Source organism: Mesorhizobium sp. C089B, from assembly GCF_030323125.1.
GTDB lineage: Bacteria > Pseudomonadota > Alphaproteobacteria > Rhizobiales > Rhizobiaceae > Mesorhizobium.
In genome coordinates, this window is the sequence record NZ_CP100469.1 from 90,763 (window position 1) to 110,881 (window position 20,119).

General features: G+C 63.8%; 16 protein-coding genes. 5 read left to right on the plus strand and 11 right to left on the minus strand.

The window, feature by feature from the left end:
* The first annotated feature begins 24 nt into the window (after nucleotides 1-24).
* Entirely contained in the window at nucleotides 25-1,191 is a 1,167-nt protein-coding gene (locus NLY44_RS00365) for an acetyl-CoA acetyltransferase (RefSeq protein ID WP_023805733.1), read from the plus strand.
* 27 nt (nucleotides 1,192-1,218) lie between these two features.
* The gene (locus tag NLY44_RS00370) at nucleotides 1,219-2,223 is read left to right on the plus strand and encodes an asparaginase (RefSeq protein WP_023805732.1); all 1,005 of its coding nucleotides are present in this window, start codon (nucleotides 1,219-1,221) and stop codon (nucleotides 2,221-2,223) included.
* Here NLY44_RS00370 and NLY44_RS00375 read toward each other — a convergent pair.
* Nucleotides 2,216-3,571, minus strand: coding sequence for a TIGR03808 family TAT-translocated repetitive protein (locus tag NLY44_RS00375; protein ID WP_023805731.1), 1,356 nt, complete (start codon nucleotides 3,569-3,571; stop codon nucleotides 2,216-2,218). The genes NLY44_RS00370 and NLY44_RS00375 overlap by 8 nt on opposite strands.
* 139 nt (nucleotides 3,572-3,710) lie before the next feature.
* On the opposite strand from NLY44_RS00375, the gene greA reads away from it, so the two are divergent.
* The gene (gene greA, locus NLY44_RS00380) at nucleotides 3,711-4,184 is read left to right on the plus strand and encodes a transcription elongation factor GreA (protein WP_023670749.1); all 474 of its coding nucleotides are present in this window, start codon (nucleotides 3,711-3,713) and stop codon (nucleotides 4,182-4,184) included.
* Between the two features lie 7 nt (nucleotides 4,185-4,191).
* Here greA and NLY44_RS00385 read toward each other — a convergent pair whose 3' ends face one another.
* From NLY44_RS00385 to NLY44_RS00395, 3 genes are all read right to left on the minus strand, one after another.
* Nucleotides 4,192-4,428: an AbrB/MazE/SpoVT family DNA-binding domain-containing protein gene (locus NLY44_RS00385; RefSeq protein ID WP_023670750.1), complete on the minus strand. Its 237-nt coding sequence runs from the start codon at nucleotides 4,426-4,428 to the stop codon at nucleotides 4,192-4,194.
* Nucleotides 4,429-4,492: 64 nt separating this feature from the next.
* Nucleotides 4,493-6,613: a methylmalonyl-CoA mutase gene (scpA, locus tag NLY44_RS00390; protein WP_023805730.1), complete on the minus strand. Its 2,121-nt coding sequence runs from the start codon at nucleotides 6,611-6,613 to the stop codon at nucleotides 4,493-4,495.
* Entirely contained in the window at nucleotides 6,610-8,052 is a 1,443-nt protein-coding gene (locus NLY44_RS00395; protein ID WP_023805729.1) for a methylmalonyl-CoA mutase subunit beta, read from the minus strand. The genes scpA and NLY44_RS00395 overlap by 4 nt, the downstream gene beginning before the upstream one ends.
* A gap of 349 nt (nucleotides 8,053-8,401) precedes the next feature.
* On the opposite strand from NLY44_RS00395, the gene NLY44_RS00400 reads away from it, so the two are divergent.
* On the plus strand, nucleotides 8,402-9,952 hold the full coding sequence (locus NLY44_RS00400) for a helicase HerA-like C-terminal domain-containing protein (RefSeq protein ID WP_023805728.1): 1,551 nt from the start codon (nucleotides 8,402-8,404) through the stop codon (nucleotides 9,950-9,952).
* Nucleotides 9,953-10,022: 70 nt separating this feature from the next.
* Entirely contained in the window at nucleotides 10,023-10,892 is an 870-nt protein-coding gene (locus NLY44_RS00405; RefSeq protein ID WP_023705454.1) for an aldose 1-epimerase, read from the plus strand.
* A 4-nt stretch (nucleotides 10,893-10,896) separates the two neighbouring features.
* Here NLY44_RS00405 and NLY44_RS00410 read toward each other — a convergent pair whose 3' ends face one another.
* The 7 genes from NLY44_RS00410 to NLY44_RS00440 form a co-directional block, all read right to left on the minus strand.
* Nucleotides 10,897-11,373 (minus strand): DUF4189 domain-containing protein, encoded by a 477-nt coding sequence (locus tag NLY44_RS00410; RefSeq protein WP_023687219.1) that lies wholly within the window; start codon nucleotides 11,371-11,373, stop codon nucleotides 10,897-10,899.
* Nucleotides 11,370-12,065 carry a hypothetical protein gene (locus NLY44_RS00415; RefSeq protein WP_023805727.1) on the minus strand — a complete coding sequence of 232 codons (696 nt, stop codon included), beginning with the start codon at nucleotides 12,063-12,065 and terminating at the stop codon, nucleotides 11,370-11,372. The genes NLY44_RS00410 and NLY44_RS00415 overlap by 4 nt, the downstream gene beginning before the upstream one ends.
* A gap of 13 nt (nucleotides 12,066-12,078) precedes the next feature.
* Nucleotides 12,079-12,654 (minus strand): invasion associated locus B family protein, encoded by a 576-nt coding sequence (locus NLY44_RS00420; protein ID WP_023670757.1) that lies wholly within the window; start codon nucleotides 12,652-12,654, stop codon nucleotides 12,079-12,081.
* A 9-nt stretch (nucleotides 12,655-12,663) separates the two neighbouring features.
* Nucleotides 12,664-17,385 (minus strand): YadA-like family protein, encoded by a 4,722-nt coding sequence (locus NLY44_RS00425; RefSeq protein WP_286456420.1) that lies wholly within the window; start codon nucleotides 17,383-17,385, stop codon nucleotides 12,664-12,666.
* A 1-nt stretch (nucleotide 17,386) separates the two neighbouring features.
* Complete coding sequence (locus tag NLY44_RS00430; protein WP_023805726.1) at nucleotides 17,387-17,806, minus strand: hypothetical protein; 420 nt, start codon at nucleotides 17,804-17,806, stop codon at nucleotides 17,387-17,389.
* A 233-nt stretch (nucleotides 17,807-18,039) separates the two neighbouring features.
* Entirely contained in the window at nucleotides 18,040-18,570 is a 531-nt protein-coding gene (locus tag NLY44_RS32890) for a helix-turn-helix domain-containing protein (RefSeq protein WP_353654475.1), read from the minus strand.
* Between the two features lie 1,214 nt (nucleotides 18,571-19,784).
* Nucleotides 19,785-19,985, minus strand: a complete 201-nt coding sequence (locus NLY44_RS00440) for a hypothetical protein (RefSeq protein ID WP_023673691.1) — start codon at nucleotides 19,983-19,985, stop codon at nucleotides 19,785-19,787.
* Nucleotides 19,986-20,119: the final 134 nt, after the last annotated feature.

Genomic DNA, 20,119 nt, shown 5'->3' on the forward strand with positions numbered 1-20,119 from the left:
CTGGCGCCAAGAATGGAGACCGCCATGACCGCATGCATCGTTGGCTGGGCGCATTCGCGCTTCGGCAAGCTGGAAGGCGAGACGCTGGAAGGCCTGATCACCAAGGTCGCGGTCGACGCGCTCGACCATGCCGGCATCGGCCCGGATGAGGTCGACGAGATCGTGCTCGGCCACTTCAATGCCGGCTTTTCCCCACAGGATTTTACCGCCAGCCTCGTGTTGCAGGCCGACGACCGACTGCGCTTCAAGCCGGCGACGCGGGTCGAGAATGCTTGCGCCACCGGTTCGGCCGCGGTCCGGCAAGGCATCCGCGCCATCGACGCAAACGCTGCCCGCATCGTGCTGGTGGTCGGCGCCGAGCAGATGACGACGACGCCCGGGCCTGAGATCGGGAAGAACCTGCTGAAAGCTTCCTATCTGCCGGAGGAGGGCGACACGCCGGCCGGCTTTGCCGGCGTCTTCGGCAAGATCGCGCAGGCCTATTTCCAGCGTTATGGCGACCAGTCGGACGCGCTGGCGATGATTGCCGCCAAGAACCACAAGAACGGCGTCGACAATCCGTACGCGCAGATGCGCAAGGATTTCGGCTACGAATTCTGCCGCCAGGAAAGCGAGAAGAACCCCTTCGTCGCCGGTCCGCTGAAGCGCACCGACTGCTCGCTGGTCTCCGATGGTGCAGCCGCCCTTGTGCTGACCGACACCTCGACGGCGCTGAAGATGCGCCGCGCCGTCGCCTTCCGCGCCAACGAGCATGTCCAGGATTTCCTGCCGATGTCGAAGCGCGACATCCTGTCCTTCGAAGGCTGCGCGCAGGCCTGGAACCTGGCTTTGAAGAAGGCCGGCGTGACGCTCGACGACCTCTCCTTCGTCGAGACGCATGACTGCTTCACCATTGCCGAACTCATCGAATATGAGGCGATGGGCCTGGCCAAGCCGGGCGAGGGCGCCAGGCTGGCGCTGGACGGCACGACGGCAAAAGACGGCAGGCTCCCGGTCAATCCTTCGGGCGGGCTGAAGGCCAAGGGCCATCCGATCGGCGCCACCGGTGTGTCGATGCATGTGCTGACCGCCATGCAGTTGACCGGCGAAGCAGACGGCATCCAGGTGCCGGACGCAAAGCTTGGCGGCATCTTCAACATGGGTGGCGCTGCCGTCGCCAACTACGTTTCCATCCTCGACCGGATCAGGTAGAAGCGGCCCGTATATTTCGGGGTGGTGATGACAAATCCGGTTCTGGTCGAAGTCTTGCGCGGCGCGATCGTCGAGAGCGCCCATCGCGGCGCTGTCGCAATCTTCGACGGTGACGGCAAGCCTGTCCTGGAGATCGGCGATACGGCGCGGCCGGTGTTTCCGCGCTCGGCGGTCAAGGCGATCCAGGCGCTGCCGCTGGTTGAAACGGGTGCTGCCGATGCGTACGGCTTGGGCGACCGCGAACTGGCGCTGGCCTGCGCTTCGCATTCGGGCGAACCCGCGCATGTCGAACTGGCGCAGGCGATGCTGGCCAAGGCCGGGCTCGACAAGTCGGCGCTGGAATGCGGCGCGCATTGGCCGTCGAGCCACGACGCGACGATCGCACTGGCCCGCACAGGCGTCTCGCCGAACGCACTGCACAACAATTGCTCGGGCAAGCATTCCGGATTTCTCTGCACCTGCGTGCACTCAGGGATTGCCCACCAAGGCTACGTCAAGGCAGGCCATGGTTTGCAGGAGATGGTGCGCGACGCCATGCAGGCGGTGACCGGCGCTGCCCACGATGCGGATCACCGGGCAACCGATGGCTGCTTGATCCCCACCTATGCCGTGCCGCTGAAAAGTTTTGCCCTTGGCTTTGCCCGCATGGCGACGGGCAGGAGCTTTGGCCCTGAGCGCGCCAAGGCGGCCAAACGCCTGCTGTCTGCCTGTATGGCCGAGCCTTACCTGGTCGCCGGCACCGGCAAAGTGGATGTGGCGCTGATGCAGGCCGCGCCCGGCCGCATATTCGTCAAGACGGGCGCCGAGGGTGTCTATTGCGCTGCCGTTCCGGAGCTTGGCCTCGGCATCGCGCTAAAATGCGATGACGGCGCCGGCCGCGCCGCCGAGGTGATGATTGCCACTGTGCTGGCAAAACTTCTCAGCGCCGACGGCGCACTGGCGGCGAACCTTCTGGAGCGGGCCAATCCGCCGATCGAAAGCCGCATCGGCGCCAAGGTCGGCTCGCTGCGGCCGACGACGGCGCTCAGCTGACCCTGTTTCGCTCGACCGTCAGATGCGCATAGCCGCTTACGCTTGACCGCGCGAGGTCGCCGGTCGCCGGTTCGGCCCAGCGCTGGCCGATGATGGCGCCGTTCTTGGCGCCGTCGATGACGTTGTCGGAAATGATGGCGTTTCCAGCGCCTTCTACCACAGTGACGGCGATGCCGGTTCCGGCCTGACGGATGATGTTTCCCGTAGCCACAACATTGCGCATATAAGCGCCCCAGCCGATCTGCATGCCGTAGAGCGGCGCGTTCTCGATGACATTGCCCGAGACGGTGGTGTCGGCCTCGACGCTGATACCGACGCCGAAGCCCGGCGCGTCGGCGGGGTAGGGGCCGGTGGTCGAGAGGTTGCGCACGATGTTGTTTGAGCAGACACCCATACGGCCGCCGTCGTTGAAATTGACGATCGAGATGCCGTTAGCGGCACCATCGACGATGTTGTTGCCGATGATGGCGCCTTCGAAGGAGAATTCGGAATAGAGCGCGGTTTCGCCCGACCGCGAGCAGGTGTTGCCGGTCATCTGCAGATTGCTGGAACTGTTGGCGCGGATCGCCGAGAAGGCGCAGTCCGAGACGATGTTGCCGGTGACCGAGACATTGCCGGCACGGAATGCGTTGATGCCATTGCCGTTCTGCCCGGTGCCGCCGCTGCGCGCGCCGATCCGCTGCACGCGGTTGCCGCTGACGATCGTGCCGTCCTCGGCCTGCTGCCAGCGATGGACAAGAATGCCGCCATTGCCGCAGTCGGATACGGCATTATCGGATATCGCCAGGCCAGCGGCCTCGACGGAGTAGATGCCGGCGTCCGCAGCCCCCGAAATCTCGGAGCGCTCGACGCGGCCCGACGCATGCTCCAGCGCCAGCCCATGCTTGCCGCTGCCGGTGATCGTGCAATTGTCGATGACGAGATGGGCGACGCGGCGCAGGTCGAGCAGGCCTTGCGCATCGTCGGCCAACCCGCCGTTGGCGCCGTCGAAGACCAATGCGGTGAACTCTATATGCTCGGCCTGTTCGGCCGTCAGCAAATGGCCATTGCCGCCATAGAGGATGCGCGAGGCGCCCGGCACGCCCGAAAGCCTGACGCGGGCGGGCAGGGTCAGGTTGGACACGACATAGGTGCCCGGCGGCAGGAACACCGGCGCATTGCGCTGGCTTGCCTCGGCTAGCATCCTGGCGAAGGCCTTGCTCTGGTCGTCCGGTGCGTCCGGCTCCACGCCAAGCTCGGCGGCATTGATCGAGCCAAGCGCTGCCGTCTTCGCCAAGGCGTTGTCCAGCGAAACGCCGAGCACCGCAAAGCCGACAGTCCCCTTGAGAAGCGTTCGTCTGTTCAACATCGGCACAGATCCCTGCGATGAAATGGTTCTTCGCAGGAATTGGGCCAGCCGCATAGGTCTCCGCTCGGCCATAGTCCGGCCAATGACCGGGTCCGCCAAGTGGCTTGTACAGTCGCCGAAGCGGGCCTAAGTTTATCCGATGAGCAGGGCTTTCACCCGCGAGGAAGACAGCGAAAACGCCATTGCCGGCATCGGCGAGCGGCCGATCAGCCAACACCGCAATCTGGTGACGGAGCGCGGCCTGGCGATGATCGAGGACAATCTGGCCGATCTGCGCGACATTTTGGCGAAAGCCGAGCGAAAAGCCGATCGCGAGCGCATTGCCGTCGTCTCGCGCGACCTGCGCTACTGGACAGCGCGCCGCGAAAGCGCCGAGCTTTCCGTGCCGGAACCGGGCAGCGACCAGGTGCGCTTCGGCATGGGTGTCACGCTGGAAAGCGATGACGGCAAGAAAGTGCACTGGAAGATCGTCGGCGAGGACGAGGCCGACCCCTCAAAGGGCAGCATCTCACACGTCTCGCCAATGGCCGTGGCGCTGTTCGGCAAGAAGGTCGGCGACGTCGCAAGCGTCAACGGCAAGGAATGGGAAATCGTCAAGCTGTCGGACGCCTGACGCCAGCTCACCCTATTTGCACAGCCAGCTTTCGCAACGCGGGCTCATACTTGTCCATGACATCGCGAGCAGCACGCATTTGCCGTTCGACGTCGTCACACGGCACCGGCCTTAGGATGATGCCGTCGTCGGTTTCGATGATCTGGAGTTCATCGCCCACCTGCAGGCCCAAGCTGTCGAGCGTTTCCCGCGGCAGGATTACAACGCCCGATCCGTCCTCAAGTCCGTGAATGATGGTGTTCATAGCTATACCATAGGTTGCGCCCGATATTGCAACGCAACTTTGATAAGCAGTGCAACTGTTTCAATCAGCCCGCCAGCAGCCGGTCCAGCAACCGATCCGCAGCCTCCGGGATAACCGTCCCTGGCGGGAAGATTTCCGCGGCACCCGCTTCCAGCACTGCGCCGTAATCCTGCGGCGGGATGACGCCGCCGGCGACGATCAGCATGTCGCTGCGGCCGAGCTTCTTCAGCGCGTCGCGTAGTTCGGGGATCAGCGTCAGGTGCCCCGCCGCCAGCGATGAGGCGCCGATGACATGGACGTCCTGCGCCACCGCCAGCCTGGCGATCTCGTCGGGTGTCTGGAACATCGCGCCGACCGTCACGTCGAAGCCGAGATCGGCGAAGGCCGTGGCGATCACCTTCTGGCCACGGTCGTGGCCGTCCTGTCCCATCTTTGCGACCAGGATGCGCGGCTTGCCGCCGGACTTCTTCTCGAAAGCTTCGAGCTTCTCCAGCAATCGGTCGACCGTCAGATTGTCGCCAAGCGCATTGCGATAAACGCCGGAGATCGTTTGCACCGAGGCGACGTGACGGCCAAAGACCTTTTCGAGCGCCAGCGAGATCTCGCCGACCGTGGCATTGGCGCGCGCGGCGCGGATGGCAAATTCCAGCAGGTTTTCGTTACCCTGCGCAGCGCGGGTCAGCGCATCGAGCGCGCTCTCGACCGCGCCGACATTGCGCGTGCCTTTCAGGTTCTGCAGCTTCGACAATTGCCGGGCCTTGACCTCGGCATTGTCGATCTTCAGCACGTCGACGTCGATTTCGTTCTCGGGGCGATGCGCGTTTACGCCAACCAGTATCTGCTCGCCGGAATCGATACGCGCCTGCGTGCGCGCCGCCGCTTCCTCGATGCGCAGTTTTGGAATGCCCTGTTCGGTTGCCGCCGCCATGCCGCCAAGCGCCTCGACCTCTTCGATGTGGGCGAGCGCACGCGCCGCCAGATCATGCGTCAGCCGTTCAATATAGGCCGAGCCGCCCCACGGATCGATGATGCGGGTGGTGCCGGATTCCTTCTGCAGGATCAGCTGCGTGTTGCGGGCGATGCGGGCCGAGTGGTCGGTCGGCAGCGCCATCGCCTCGTCGAACGAGTTGGTGTGCAGCGACTGGGTATGTCCCTGCGTCGCCGCCATCGCCTCGATCATGGTGCGGGTGATGTTGTTGTAGGGGTCCTGCGCCGTCAGCGACCAGCCGGAGGTCTGGCAATGGGTGCGCAGCGACAGCGAGCGTTCATCCTTCGGTGCAAAATTCTTCTGCATCAGGGTCGCCCACAGCAGGCGCGCCGCGCGGAGCTTGGCGATCTCCATGAAGAAGTTCATGCCGACCGCCCAGAAGAAGGAAAGCCGCGGGGCGAAACGGTCGATATCGAGCCCGGCGGCGACGCCGGCGCGGGCATATTCGATGCCGTCGGCGATGGTGTAGGCGAGCTCCAGGTCCGCGGTCGCGCCGGCCTCCTGCATGTGATAGCCGGAGATCGAGATCGAATTGAACTTCGGCATGTGCTGGGAGGTATAGGAGAAGATGTCAGACACGATCCGCATCGAGGGCTTCGGCGGATAGATGTAGGTGTTGCGGACCATGAACTCCTTCAGAATGTCGTTCTGAATGGTGCCGGCGAGATCCTTCTGAGCAACGCCCTGTTCTTCGGCCGCGACGATATAGAGCGCCATGATCGGCAGCACCGCGCCGTTCATGGTCATCGACACCGTCATCTCGCCCAGCGGAATGCCGTCGAACAATTGCCGCATGTCGAGGATGGAATCGATGGCCACGCCCGCCATGCCGACATCGCCTGATACACGCGGATGGTCGCTGTCATAGCCGCGATGGGTGGGCAGATCGAAAGCGACCGAAAGGCCCTTTTGGCCGGCGGCGAGATTGCGCCGGTAGAAGGCGTTGGATTCCTCGGCCGTCGAGAAGCCGGCATATTGCCGGATCGTCCACGGCTGCTGGACATACATGGTCGGATAGGGACCGCGCACGAAGGGCGGCATTCCCGGATAGGTGTCGAGATGCGGCAGCCCCTTGAGATCGCCCTGGCCGTAGAGATGCTTGACGGCGATGCCTTCCGGCGTCAGCCGCTGGCCCTTGACCTCGACCGGCGCGCGCCGTGGCGCCGACCAGCCAATATGGCTGAAATCCGGGATCACTGTGCGGCTCCGATTGCCTGGTCGATGCGGACCGGAAACAGCGCCTCGCACACCGCCACGCCCTCTGTGAAAGGCGGCCGCCGCTCAGCCGCCAGCGTCTCGACCGGGGCATCGTTTTTCAGCGGGTAAAGCGTGGTGCCGATGATTACCCGTTCACCCGACCGGTAGGCCTCGGCGCGGCGCTCGGATGCTGCCGTGACGCGCTTCTGGATATGCCCTTGCTGCAGGCTTGCCAGAACGCCGCCTTCCGCTTCGATCCGCTGGAACTCTTCCCACGCCGCTTCGCACAGGCCCAGGGTCAGCGCCTCGACTGCGCCCGACCCCAAGGCTGGGTCGGCGACATGGTCGATATGGCTTTCATTGGCCATGATCAACTGTGCATTGCGGGCGACGCGGCGGGCAAAGCCGGCCGGCAGCCCGTGGGCGATGGTGTGTGGCAGGATTGAGATCGAATCCGCGCCGCCTGCTGCCGCTGCAAAGCTGGCGATGGTGGTGCGCAGGATGTTGGTTTCGGGATCCGCCGCCGTCATCATGCGGAACGACGTCTCGGCATGGATGTTGGCTGCCGATGCCGGGATGGAACAGGTTTCCTGGATGCGCGCCCACAGCCTGCGCAAGGCCCGGACCTTGGCCATCGACAGGAACTGGTCCTGGTCGACGCTCAGCGCAAAGCCGATATGGGGAGCGGCATAGACAAGCGGCTGGCGCGCATCCTCGAACATCCTGAGGTAGGACACGGCGGAAGCGAGCATGGTGCCGAGTTCCTGCGCCTCCGTGGCGCCGGCATTGTGGAACACCCGCCCGTCGGCCTCCAGCAGCACACCCGGCACGCCCAGCGAGAAGAAATGCGCCAGCGATTGCGGCATCGATGCCTGCAACGCCTCGATCGACATGCGCAGCCGGCCGGTTCCGGCAAAGATTGCCGCCGGGTCGATGCCGAAGGAGAGGTTCAGCTTTGCCGGGTCGGAGCGGCGCTTGCTCAGGAACGCCACCAGCCAGTCGGCGACGGCACGGCTCCAGGGATGGGCGTCGATGCGGATCTGCGTGCGGTTGAGCGGTACGCCATCCAGCACCGTTTCCAGCGCCTGCGCCGTCCTCGGCAGGCCATAGCCGAACGCATTCGGAGCACCTTCGAAGACAAGCGACAATCCCGTCGCGCCTTGTGCCACATCGTCCAGGGCCTGCGCCTTGGCGCGGCCGATATCGGGATCGTCAATGCGCTGGCTGACAATCCAGGGCAATTTGGGGTTGGCGCGCACAAGCGGCTCGGCGCCGCCAGCGCGATCGTAGAGCGGTTCGATGCGAATCTGATCGTCGGTATGCGAGACTAGTTTTTCCTCGAAGGAGGCGCCGGCGAGCGCCTTTTCGGCCAAGGCCAGCCAACGCTGGCGCTCGACGTCAGCGGGTTCGACACTCCTGGTCAAGGCTCCGGCGCCCATCCATGCTCCTCGTTTTTATGCGGCCGCACCAGCGTCAGCCGTCCAGTCTACGGTTCCCTGCCAGATATCGCAATGCAATGCGCTTGCGCGGTTGGGATTCGCTTCCCTGACATAGGGCAGCCTGCGTGGACGAACCATGGAACGATTGCCAAACAGCGGCAAAATCCGCAAGTTCCAAAAACCGATTTGGAGGATTGGTTCAATTTAGACGATTGGCCCAATCTGGATGAATAGCCAACTGGATGGATAGCCCAATTGGAGAATAGCATTGTCGCTGCGCAATGGCCTGACTATACCCTGCGGCACGGCCACAGGCTTTTAACACATCAGTTTGCGGAGACATGGTCATATGGCTGACGACACCAGCATTTTCCTCGGCGCCAGCCGCAAGCCCGACGACAGCTATCAGCGCGCCGAACAGCTCTTGCTGCAATATGGGAACCGCCATGGCCTGATCACCGGCGCCACCGGCACCGGCAAGACAGTCAGCCTGCAGATCCTGGCCGAGGGGTTTTCCAATGCCGGCGTGCCTGTGTTCTGCGCCGATATCAAGGGCGACCTGTCCGGCATTGCCATGATGGGCAAGGCGCAGGATTTCCTGGTCAAGCGGGCCGAGCAGGTCAAGCTCGACCCTTACGACTTCCAGGAATTCCCGGTCATCTTCTGGGACCTGTTCGGCGAGCAGGGCCATCCGATCCGCGCCACCGTCTCGGAAATGGGGCCGCTGCTTCTGTCGCGGCTGATGAACCTCTCCGAAGCGCAGGAAGGCATCATGAACATCGCCTTCCGCATCGCCGATGAGGATGGCCTGCTGCTGCTCGACATGAAGGATCTGCAAGCACTGCTGGCCAACATCGCAGCGCGCGCCGACGAGATCAGCTCGCGCTACGGCAATGTCACCAAGCCGTCGGTCGGCGCAATCCAGCGCACGCTTCTGGTGCTGGAACAGCAGGGCGCGGCGCATTTCTTCGGCGAACCGGCTTTGCGCATCGCCGACATCATGCGCACCACCCGCGACGGCCGCGGCGCCATCAGCGTGCTCGCTGCCGACAGGCTGATGATGAACCCCAGGCTCTACGCCACCTTCCTGCTCTGGCTGATGTCGGAACTGTTCGAGGAATTGCCCGAGGTCGGCGATCCCGACAGGCCGAAGCTGGTGTTCTTCTTCGACGAGGCGCATCTGCTTTTCGACGAGGCGCCGAAGGTGCTGATCGAGCGCGTTGAGCAGGTGGTTCGCTTGATCCGCTCCAAGGGCGTCGGCGTTTATTTCGTTACGCAGAACCCCTTGGATATCCCTGAAAAGGTTCTCGCCCAGCTCGGCAACCGTGTGCAGCACGCGCTGCGCGCCTATACGCCGCGTGAGCAGCAGGCGGTCAAGACCGCCGCCGACACCTTCCGGCCCAATCCCGATTTCGACTGCGCCACCGCCATCACCCAGCTCGGCACCGGCGAGGCGCTGGTCTCGACGCTGGAGGTCAAGGGCGTGCCGTCCATGGTGCAGCGGACATTGATCCGGCCGCCGTCGTCCAGGCTTGGCCCGATCACGGCGGACGAGCGCCGCAAGCTGATCGACCAGAGCCCGGTCGCGGGCCAGTACGACCAGACCATCGACCGCGAATCGGCCTTCGAGATGCTGCAGAAGAAAGCCATGGGCGCGCAGGAGGCGGAAGAACAGGCGCAGCAGGCCGACAGCGGGCGCTCGCGCTGGACCATTCCGGGCTTCGGCAATGACGATCCGCCGCCGCAGCAATCCGGTGGCCGGCGCGTGCCGGCGCCGCGCCCGTCCAACCGCCAGACGGTGGCCGAAGCCGCGATCAAAGCGGTGGTGCGCTCGGTCGGCTCGTCGGTCGGCCGCGCGATCGTGCGCGGGATTCTGGGCAGCCTGTCCAGGGGGCGGTGAAAAGTGTCAGCCAGCCCGCCTCGGACATGATCAGCGGCCAAAATATCGCCATCGACGGCGGTTGGTAGGGATGGCCGGCCTCCTGGAACTGCGCGACGACCGCGCCCGTCTGGTCCTGGCGCCGCAAAAGGGCGCAGCGATCGCCCGCTTCGACGCACTGGTCTGCGGCGCAACGGTGCCGCTGCTCCGCCCCGACGATGGCACCGGCGCCTCCGGCTGCCAGCTTCTGGTTCCCTGGTCGAACCGCATCTCAGGCGGCGGTTTCGCCTTCGACGGCCGCTTCCATGCGATCGAGCCGAACGTGCCGGGGGAGGCCTTTCCAATCCATGGCGACGGCTTCCAGAGGGAGTGGCGGATTGCCAGCCACAGCGCCACCGAGGCAGAACTGGTCCTCGACGCCGGTGAAATCGGCCCCTACCGATATACGGCGCGGGTCGCCTATGCGCTGCATGACGGGGCCTTGGATGCCACGCTCACGGTGGAGAATCGCACCGGCATTCGCCTGCCTTACGGGCTCGGCTTTCATCCGTGGTTCCCGCGCAGCGCCGGAACGACGCTCGAGGCGAAGGCGGCGCGGGTCTGGCTGGAGGACAAGCATCATCTGCCGGTCGGCGTGGCGCCGGTGGCCGATTACCCCGCGTGGAATTTCTCGAACGCCTCCCTGTTGCCGCGAAGCTGGGTCAACAACGCCTTCGACGGCTGGGACCGCCGCGCCAGGATCACCCGGCCCGAGGACAGGATCGCCATCTCGCTCACCGCCTCGCCATTGCTCGACGTCTTCATCCTCTATTCGCCGTCGCAGGATGCCGATTTCTTCTGCTTCGAGCCGGTGTCGCATACCGTCGATGCGCATCACGGCAAAGGGCTGACCCCGCTTGAGCACGGCGCTACGCTGAGTGCAAACATGCGCCTCGATTGGCGTTCCGCTGCTTCGCTCTGATGCGTCATGTGCACACCCACTCGCGGATCTTGCATTTTTGTCCGTTCCGCTCGCACGCCTGCAGTGTCAGGTCTTCGGCATCCCGGCGTGTTTGCGCCGTCTCGGCGCCCCAACTGGTCAGCCGCCCTTCCGGCTTCTCGCCTACGGCGAGGGCGCCGCAATGCTTGTAGGGAAAGCCGGTATTGTCGTCATCGTCCCAATGGCGATGATTGCGGAATACGCTGACCACGGCGCAGCTGCCGCCGCCGGCGTTCTGGCAATGCTTCAGCGCGATGTCCATCGCCTCCTGCCGCTTGTCGGCGCCCCAAAAGAAGCCGTGCTTCTCGTCGGGGCTCGAATAGGCGATCGCCGCCCAGATGCCTCTCTCCTCCTGGGCCGGCGGCTCGGGCACGTCCGCCGCCGGGGCTAGGTCCGCCGCGCCCAGCCGCCCGGCGCAAAGCAACAGCATGCCGATCGCCGCAATGGCGGAATTCACCCTCATTGTACGCCTCCGTGTTTACCTGCTGCCGAGGCCACGGAAATGACGACGCAGCTGTTGCCGGTTGGCAGCAGCATCGCGTTGCCCCCTCCATTGGCCAGTTCATAGACGCTGATTTGTCCAAGATTGTTGGCGAGCTTGCTGTCTTTCGGAAGCAGGGCCGGAACATCGGCGCAATTGGCCGCGAATGGCGCCACCCTGACCATCGTACCTTCGCAAACGGATGCGGTGGGTGCCGCGAACACCAGACCTGCCGCCGGGCCGCTGTAGCCCTGTGTAGCGTAGTTCATGCCGACCAAGGCTTCCACGAGGTGTTTGTCGGGGGCCTCGTTGTTCCAGATCGACTGGACGCTGTACGTCGTGCCGGTCGTCAGCATCTGCCCAAGGGCTGGGAAAATGTTGGAACAAGACTGCAAGCCTGCCTCTTTGGCGTGTTGCAGAAATGGCGTCTCGGCCAGGGCCGGATTGGGCTGGTTGGTCTCCGCGACCGCCGGCTGCGGCAGTAAATTGTGGAGCAGGTCGTAGCGCATGGCCGCGAAGCCGGCCGTGGCGACGACGGCAATGGCGAGCAACGAGAAGACAGCGGTCCTCGCGCGGTTTCGTTGCGGTCTGCTCCGGTCTTCGATGCCGACCCGGACAGCATCCTTTCCCTGGTTGCGGGACATTATCCGGTCATGGATCGATTGCTGGTTCATCGCGATTGCCTCGTCAATTGATCGCCGCAACGGCCGCGGCCAAGCCCTTGAGGGTCGCGGTTACGTTGATCGTCCTGCCATCCGTGGTCGGGAAGGAGATGACGGATGCCGCGGCCTTCGAAATCTGTTCGCGCATGATCGGACCAACCGGCAGCATGCCGACGCAGACGGCCTGATTGCATCCGTCGAGTTGAATTTTTATCGGCTCCTTGCGCCCCTCGAATGTCAGCGAGACAGGAGCGTCGCTCTTGGCGATCGGCGGGGCGCGCAAGATCATGTAGGGGTTGCCTTCCTTGGTGGCGGCAAGCGACCAGCTGAACGCAACCTGTCCTGCCTGGTCCTCGATGATCTGGGTGACATTGCAGACCTTTTGGCGCGCCTTCAGGTTCTCGTCGCAGATCAGCGTCCAGTTCTCGAACGGACGGGTGGTCCGTTGATATTCGCCAAGCTTCGCATCCGCAGGGATCGCTACGTCGGAAGGTTTTACCCTGTAGCCGGAAGGGATTGCTTCCTGCCCGGCCGCTAACGGGCCGGACAGGAGCATTGACGTCATGGATATCGCGACAGCAAGGACTGCCTGCCTGATCATGGCCGGGCTCTAGTTCAGCGTAAGGCTGACGCCCGCGCCGACACCCCAGTGTCCGCCTGCCGTCGTACCGGACAGGTTCGCTCGAACACGTCCTTCCTCGCTGGTGTAGCCGGCGCCGAAGGCCAGGGCGCCTTCACCGCGCCAATAGCCTCCGCCGGCGGCCACGCTCAGCTTGCCGGGACGATCGTCGTAGCGCAGCGAGCCGGCCGCCAAGCCGATTGCCGCAGCCTGGCGCGCCTCGCCCCTGACCTCTCCCATGTCCATGTTGAGCTGGCTGAGTTTGGAGTCCGCATACGCATTGGCTTGCTGCAGCGTGGTGGCCGCCACCTGGTTGGTGTAGTTCTTCGAATTGTCTAGGTTGAGTGCTAACCCGCTGTTGAACTGCTGAACATTGACCGCATCGGTGTTGGCAACGCCCGGCCCGACATTGTGGATGACCACCGGCGTGTTCGGGTCGCCGCCGGCAAGGGTAATCGAGTTGGACTTGTTGCCGTTCCCGTCCTTGTCGTACTGGACGGCGAACTGATTCAGGTCGCCGACGCTACCCTGCATGGCTTCGACCGCCTGGTTGGTGGCGAAGAGCTGGCTGCCGTTGATGGCGTCGGTGGAGGTGCCGCTGATCCGGCCCGCCGCGACATTGGTGACGGTGCGCTCGTTGCCGACGGTGCCGACGCTGACCGTGCTGGTCGGAGCTGTTCCGGCGAAGGTATAGGCAACGCCGTTGATCGTGGTGCCGGTGGTGGCGACCGCCGCCGCCGTCGTCGAGCCCGCGCCGAGCGCGACGCTGCCCGGCTCGTTGGCCTTTGCGCCGGCGCCGAGCGCCACCGCCTGCGCTCCGTTGGTGGTCGCGTTGGTGCCGAGGGCGATGCTGTCGGCCTGGTTGACCGTCGAATTCTGGCCGATCGCGATGCCTCCCGGCGCCGTCTGCTGCACGATGGCGCCGTTGCCGATGCCGATGCCATTGTCGCCATTGACGGTGGTGCGCGGACCGACCGCAACCGAATCGACGCCGACCGCGAGCGAATCCGCTGCCGTCGAATTGGCATGGAAGTACAGGCTCCCCGTCACCGCGAACGAGCTCAGCGCGCCCTTCAACTGGCGAAGCGTGACCGCGTCCTGGTCCTGCGTGCCGTCGGCCACGTTGATGATCTGGCGATAGGAGGTGGAGGTGCCGACCGAGACGGCGCCGAGCAGGCTCATGTCCGCGGTGTTGTAGGGAATGAGGCCGGTGCCGGAGAGGATCGATCCCGATACGGGCGCGACCGCCCGATCCGAAACCGAGCCGGCGCCAAGCGCCACGCCGCCGATGACGCTGGCCTGGGTGTCGCGGCCGAGCGCCAGCGCATTGTCGGCGCTCGCGGTCGCCTGGTAGCCCAGGGCGGAAGAGCCGATCCCTTGCGCGAAGGAGTCCGCGACGGCAAGCGTCCTGTCGTTGGTGCGCACATAGCGGATGCCGTCGCCATTGGCGTCGGTGTAGGCCAGCGAGGTGTCGCCGGCAATATTGCTGATCGAATTGCCGAGATTGGTGATGTCAGCAGTATTGGCGGCGATATCGGTGGTGTTCTGCGTCACCTGCTGGTTGGTCGCAAACAGCTGCGAGCCGTTGACCGCATCGGTCGAGGAGTTGCTCAACTGCCCGGCCGCGACGTTCTGGATCTGGCGTTCGGCGCCCACCGAGCCGACCGAGAATGCACCCGCGGGCGTCGCGCCGGCGAAGGTGTAGGCAACGCCGCCGATCGTGGTGCCGCCGACCGCCGTGGTCACGGTCGACACCGCATTCGCGCCGATCGCAACGTCGCCGGCATTGTTGGCCACGGCATTCGGGCCGACCGCAACGGAATCCGTCCCCAGGGCCTGGGAATCCGCCAGCGTCGAATTGGCATGGAAATACTTGATGCCGCCGCCGGTGCTGATGCTGTTGATTGTGTTGCCGAGATTGGTGATGTCGGCGGTGTTGGCGGCGATGTCGGTCGTATTCTGCGTCACCTGCTGGTTGGTGGCGAAGAGCTGCGAGCCGTTGATCGCGTCGGTCGACGAATTGCTGAGCCGGCCCGCCGCGACATTGGTGATGGTGCGTTCCGCGCCGACCGCGCCGACGCTGACGGTGCTTGCCGGCGTCGTGCCGGCGAAGTTGTAGGCGACGCCGCCGATCGTCGTGCCGGCGGTGCCGACCGCCGCGGCGGTTACCGAGCCCGAGCCGAGCGCCACGTCGCCGGCGTTGCTGGCGTTGGCGAGGGCGCCCAGCGCGATTGCATTCTGGGCGCCGGCATTCGCTCCTACGCCGAGAGCGGTCGCTTGAAAGGCGGTTGCAAACGCGTTCTGGCCGATCGCGGTGCTGGACGTGGCTGTGGCATTGGCGTTGGCACCGACGGCGGTGCTGTATTGGCCCGAGGCCTTGGAGATGTATCCCATCGCCGTTGCGTCAAGCGCCGATGCGACGGCGCCGCTGCCGAAGGCCGAGGCGTTGGCGTCGGAGGCGCTCGAATTGGTGCCGGCCGCGATGGCGTTTGTCCCCGTCGCGGTCGCGACTGGTCCGATAGCAACGGAGTCCGTGCCCGTTGCGGACGAGTCCGCCGCCGTCGAATTGGCGTGGAAATACTTGATGCCGCCACCGGTGCTGATGCTGTTGATCGTGTTGCCGAGATTGGTGATGTCGGCGGTGTTGGCAGCGATGGCCGTCGTGTTCTGCGTCACCTGCTGGTTGGTGGCGAAGAGCTGCGAGCCATTGATGGCGTCGGTCGACGAATTGCTGAGCCGGCCCGCCGCGACATTGGTGATGGTCCGCTCCGCGCCGAGCGCGCCGACGCTGACAGTGCTCGTCGGCGTCGTGCCGGCGAAGCTGTAGGCCGTGCCGCCGATCGTCGCGCCGCTGGTGCCGACCGCCGTCGCGGTCACCGAGCCCGAACCGAGCGCTACGTCGCCGGAGCTTGCCGTCGCCGTCGCGCCGTTGCCCAGCGCGACATTGCCGGCAAGGCCGGCTGCACCCGCCGTCGAGCCATTGCCCAGCGCCACGGAGCCTTGCCCGACGGCCTTGTTGTTGTTGCCGATGGCAACCGCGCCTGCGGCCTGGTTTGCGGCTGTGGCGGTTGCCGTGCCGTCGCTGTTGGCGATGTTGTTGGCGCCGCCGGTGAAGGCGCCGGTGCCGCTGGCATAGCTCGGATCGCCGATGGAGACCGCGCCGTTGCCGTAAGCCGTGTTGCCCGAACCGATGGAGACGGCCTTGCCGCCGGTTGCCACCGCATTGGTGCCCAAGGCGACCGCTTCGGCCGAATCCGCCTTGGCGTTGTTGCCCACGGCGATGGCGCTCGTGGCGCTGGCGGTGGAGAGGGCGCCCAGCGCAACCGCATTCTGGGCGCCGGCATTCGCTCCTACGCCGAAAGCGGATGCTTGAACGCCGGTTGCAAACGCGTTCTGGCCGATCGCCGTGCTGGACGTGGCGGTGGCGTTTGCGTTGGCGCCGACGGCGGTGCTGTATTGGCCCGAGGCCTTGGATATGTACCCCATCGCCGTTGCGTCAAGCGCCGACGCGATGGCCTCACGTCCTACGGCAGCGGAATCGGCGCCGCTGGCGACAGTTCCCCAGCCTACGGCGGTCGCATAGTTGTTGCTGGCCGTGGAACTGGTGCCTAGAGCAGTGGCATTCCCTCCCGAAGCGACGGACAACGTGCCCAAGGCGTTGGAGCCGGCTCCAGTGGCATTAGCCTGAACGCCGAGTGCAACGGAATTGACACCGCTCGAGATCGTGCCTTGGCCCAACGCCATCGCGCCACCCGCTCCTGTAGCCTTCGCATTCAGGCCAATGGCAACCGCGTATTGCGCCGACGAAACGGACGAACGTCCCATCGCAATGGCATCGACCTGGGATGCTGTCACATCTGTGCCTATGCCGACCGCGCCTTGGGCCAGCGCTCCCGTTCCGGCCGCGGTACGTGAGCCGAGATAGACGGAGTTTATCGCCGTAGCAGTCGACTGGAATCCGATGGCGACGGCATTCTGGTTGCTTGCTACGGCGCTGTTACCTTGGGCAATCGAATCCACGCCGGATGCCGTTGCCCCGAACCCGAGCGCGGTGGCGCGCAATCCGGTCGCCCGGGTAACAGGGCCGATCGCGGTCGAGTTGACTCCGTCGGCACGCGCATTATTGCCAAAAGCGGCCGCGCTTGTGGTTGCAACCGAATTGACGCCAATAGCGCTTGCTGCGTCCCCGTTGGCCTTGGCGTTCCCGCCCACGGCGAGGGCATTGACGCCGGTTGCGCCTGCGAAGACACCTATGCCTATGGAATTGAGGCCATTGACACCCATCGCATAGCCGATGGCGATCGTGCCGTCGCCCGTTGCACTGTTGGAACTGCCCAACGCCACGCTGTTATTGCCATTCGTCGCGGCGCCGTTACCGATAGCGACGGCGTTGCCGCCGGTCGCCGAACCGCCGCCAGCCTGATATTGTGCCTGGGCCGGTGTGGCGAGGCCGAGCGCGGCGATCGCGGCCAGGCCGCCGAGCATGCTGGCCGGGCTCACGCCACAGGCCAGAGCCGAACGCACGCTGGTGCCGCTTCCCAATGTTCCCAGACCCATATTCTTGCGACCGAATCCAAGAACCCGGTGAGCCATGCGCAGCACCGCCATCAGGCGGCGCCGCACCGAGCGGCTGTCGGCCGCGCCCGCGATCCAGTTTCCGACAAAGCTTGAAGAAAGTTCGATCCTTCTCCGCCCCTCGACGCGTTTGGTCATGCTAGTTTTTCCTCGCAATTGCCGAGGCGCTCTGATGTGCCGCACCATTCGCCTCGGTGGCCAAAAAATCTTCGAAATTGCGCGTCTTCTCCCGCAACGAGAGAGCGACCTTCGCGCCTTGTTTTTCAATCAGCTGATAGGCGCTCGCGACCCATGGCTGCGTCGGTTCTGGAACCGCATGCAGTGCAGCCTCCGTCCGTTCCGGCGGCAGGTTTACCGCCACCAGCGCGCGGCAGAGATCGAAATGAAATCCCGGATCGCCTTCACCACAAGCCGGAGAGGTCAGTCCAAGCACGAAACAGGCCAGGAGATGGTCGAGTTCCGCAGCGCTGATCCGGCTGGCGTATTGGCGTTGCAGTGCAGCCCAGGCCGCTTCGGCCTTAGGCGCGAAGACCTCGATTTCCGCGAATTGAATGTCCATGGGACAATCCGACATGCTGTATCATCTGGTTGCTCCCCCGCCCCAAATGACTTCAATCGCGACCATGAGCACATTCGCGGTGCAGGTATTTTGGAATAATCCGGAATCTTTGTAGGAAAATCCGGTATTTGGTCCCTGCGCGACAACTGTGACTGCTCTGCCACACAACCTTCGACTATACTGAAGATCAATCGAGGTATCGCCGCGGACAATCATGCGCGCCGCAACAGTCGTTAACGTTGCAGCTTCACCTGCCTGGGGGTTCTGTTCCGGTATCTGGACATGGTGACTGTCAAGTGGCTCTGGTCCGAGAATCCACTGAGATGAGCGACTTCCGCAATCGACAGGTCGCTCTCGATGAGAAGTTTTTCGGCGAAATCGAGACGCAGCCGCAGCAGGTATTGTGCGGCGGCTCGCCAAAGGTCTTGGTGAATGCCAGGATGAAATGGCTCGGCGAAAGGCCACAGAGTGCGGCCAACTCGGCCACCGCGATTTTGCTGGAAAAATTTACCTCCAGGAATTCGCGCACCCGCCGGGCGCTGCGGTTCGACAGACCGCCCTTTGGGGCTTGTGGCAACTTTCGCGCTCCTGCGTAGTTCCGAAGCAAATGGACGCCGAACATGGTGACCAACGAATCGATATAGAACTCGTTTGGAGTTTCCCGATCCGTCAGTTCCGCCTTCAGCAACTGCGCGAGTTGCAGCGCTTGGAAGTCGACGGTCCCGTACGGCGGCGGCTGAAGCTCGGCATGGCCGGTGTCGAATTCACGCGTTGCCAGCTCGAAGAGACTCTCGGGGGTGAGCGCCACGATTACGCTTTCCGTGGTGGATGACCGGGTCACCTTGCCGCCGAGGTCGGCTGGGACGATCATGATCATGCCGACGTCGCCGTCGTATTCGTGGACTTTGTCGCTGCCCAGCGATGCCGCAATCCCTGGTGAGGGTGTAAGCAGAACCGAAGCGAAATGTTCCGCCGCTTTGAATGTGTGTGATCCCGGCCCATGAACGACATGAGCCGCGCCGCCTCGAAACGTGACCAGGTAGCGCCCCGCGCTTTCCGGAATTCCGTCGAAGATGCGACGATCCGCGCGCCGCCGCTCTGTCCCGGCGCTTTCCTGGACGTTGCCTCTATGTTGCATCTTCGTCTCTGCCACTGCTGCGCCGATCAATCCAATCCTGTGCTGTATCGAGGCGCCCAGAATTCACGTTTGCTCCTGGGCGTTCCTTCGAATCCTACAGATGCTGCTTTATATTGCAAAGAAGAATTTGAGCTCAAATGAAAATTTTACCAGGATTTTGACTATAAATTTACAGGTTTGAATTTTTAGCCAAGGCTACCTGACTATTTTCCGATCTTATCTTACCATTTTTAGCCTAGTTATTGTGCATAGTGCGCCGTCACAATCCAGCGTTGTATTCTGAATATAGATCGCGCGGCCATTGACAGAGCTGGTCGACTATCTGTCATTGCCACGGACGATCCAGCAGCAGTTATCGCCCGAACCATGGCTTCTTTCCCTTGTGCTTCTTCATGGCGGTGGCCAAATGGCCTTGATCCGAAAATCCCGCGAGGTAAGCGACTTCGGCGATGGCGACCCTCCAGGAGCGATCCAGGGCTGCGGACAGAGCATATCCCGCTCCCCCGCATGGTTGCTCTTCTGGGATTGGCATTTTCGGGGATTGTGTCGAGGGCGTGCCGATCGACCCGATCGGCGCCTGCGCTGCGTTCCTGAACCTCGCCCGCATTTTTCATTCAGCCTTGCCTCAGCCGCTTTGCCAGCCCATCGAAATTCCGTGCCGTGCAAACAGCCAACCCGGAAATCCGGACGGTAATTTGTATCCCCCATAGTCCTGCCCAAAGGCAGCGTAGCGCATCCCGCGGATAGAAAAAACATTGTAAGTGAAGAAAAAAGTTCGCGCGAGAAAAACATGGCCTGGCTTGGCCGGCGCTACGGAATTATCCGGCTCACGCAGGCCTGCTAAAGATCGCCTCGGCGTTTCTCGTACAGATCCCAGGACAGCTCGACCATGGCCAGAAGAACGTCTTCCTGGCTCCACCCGGCGGCAACCGCCGCCTCGACAATTCCACGGACGAGCGGCAGCAATTGGCGCTCGCATTCGGCCGACAGGTTGGCCTGGGCGCCGTCGGCAGGCGGACTATCGAAATCAAATCCCACCATCGGCGTTCCCCCGCCATCAATGATCTAATGAAATGTATGTCTCTGCAATCATACTCCCGTCTAATATACATCAATCGGTAACGAAACACAGCAGCGTCGAGATTGACAGGGCATGGCCGCCCCGATTGCAGCGG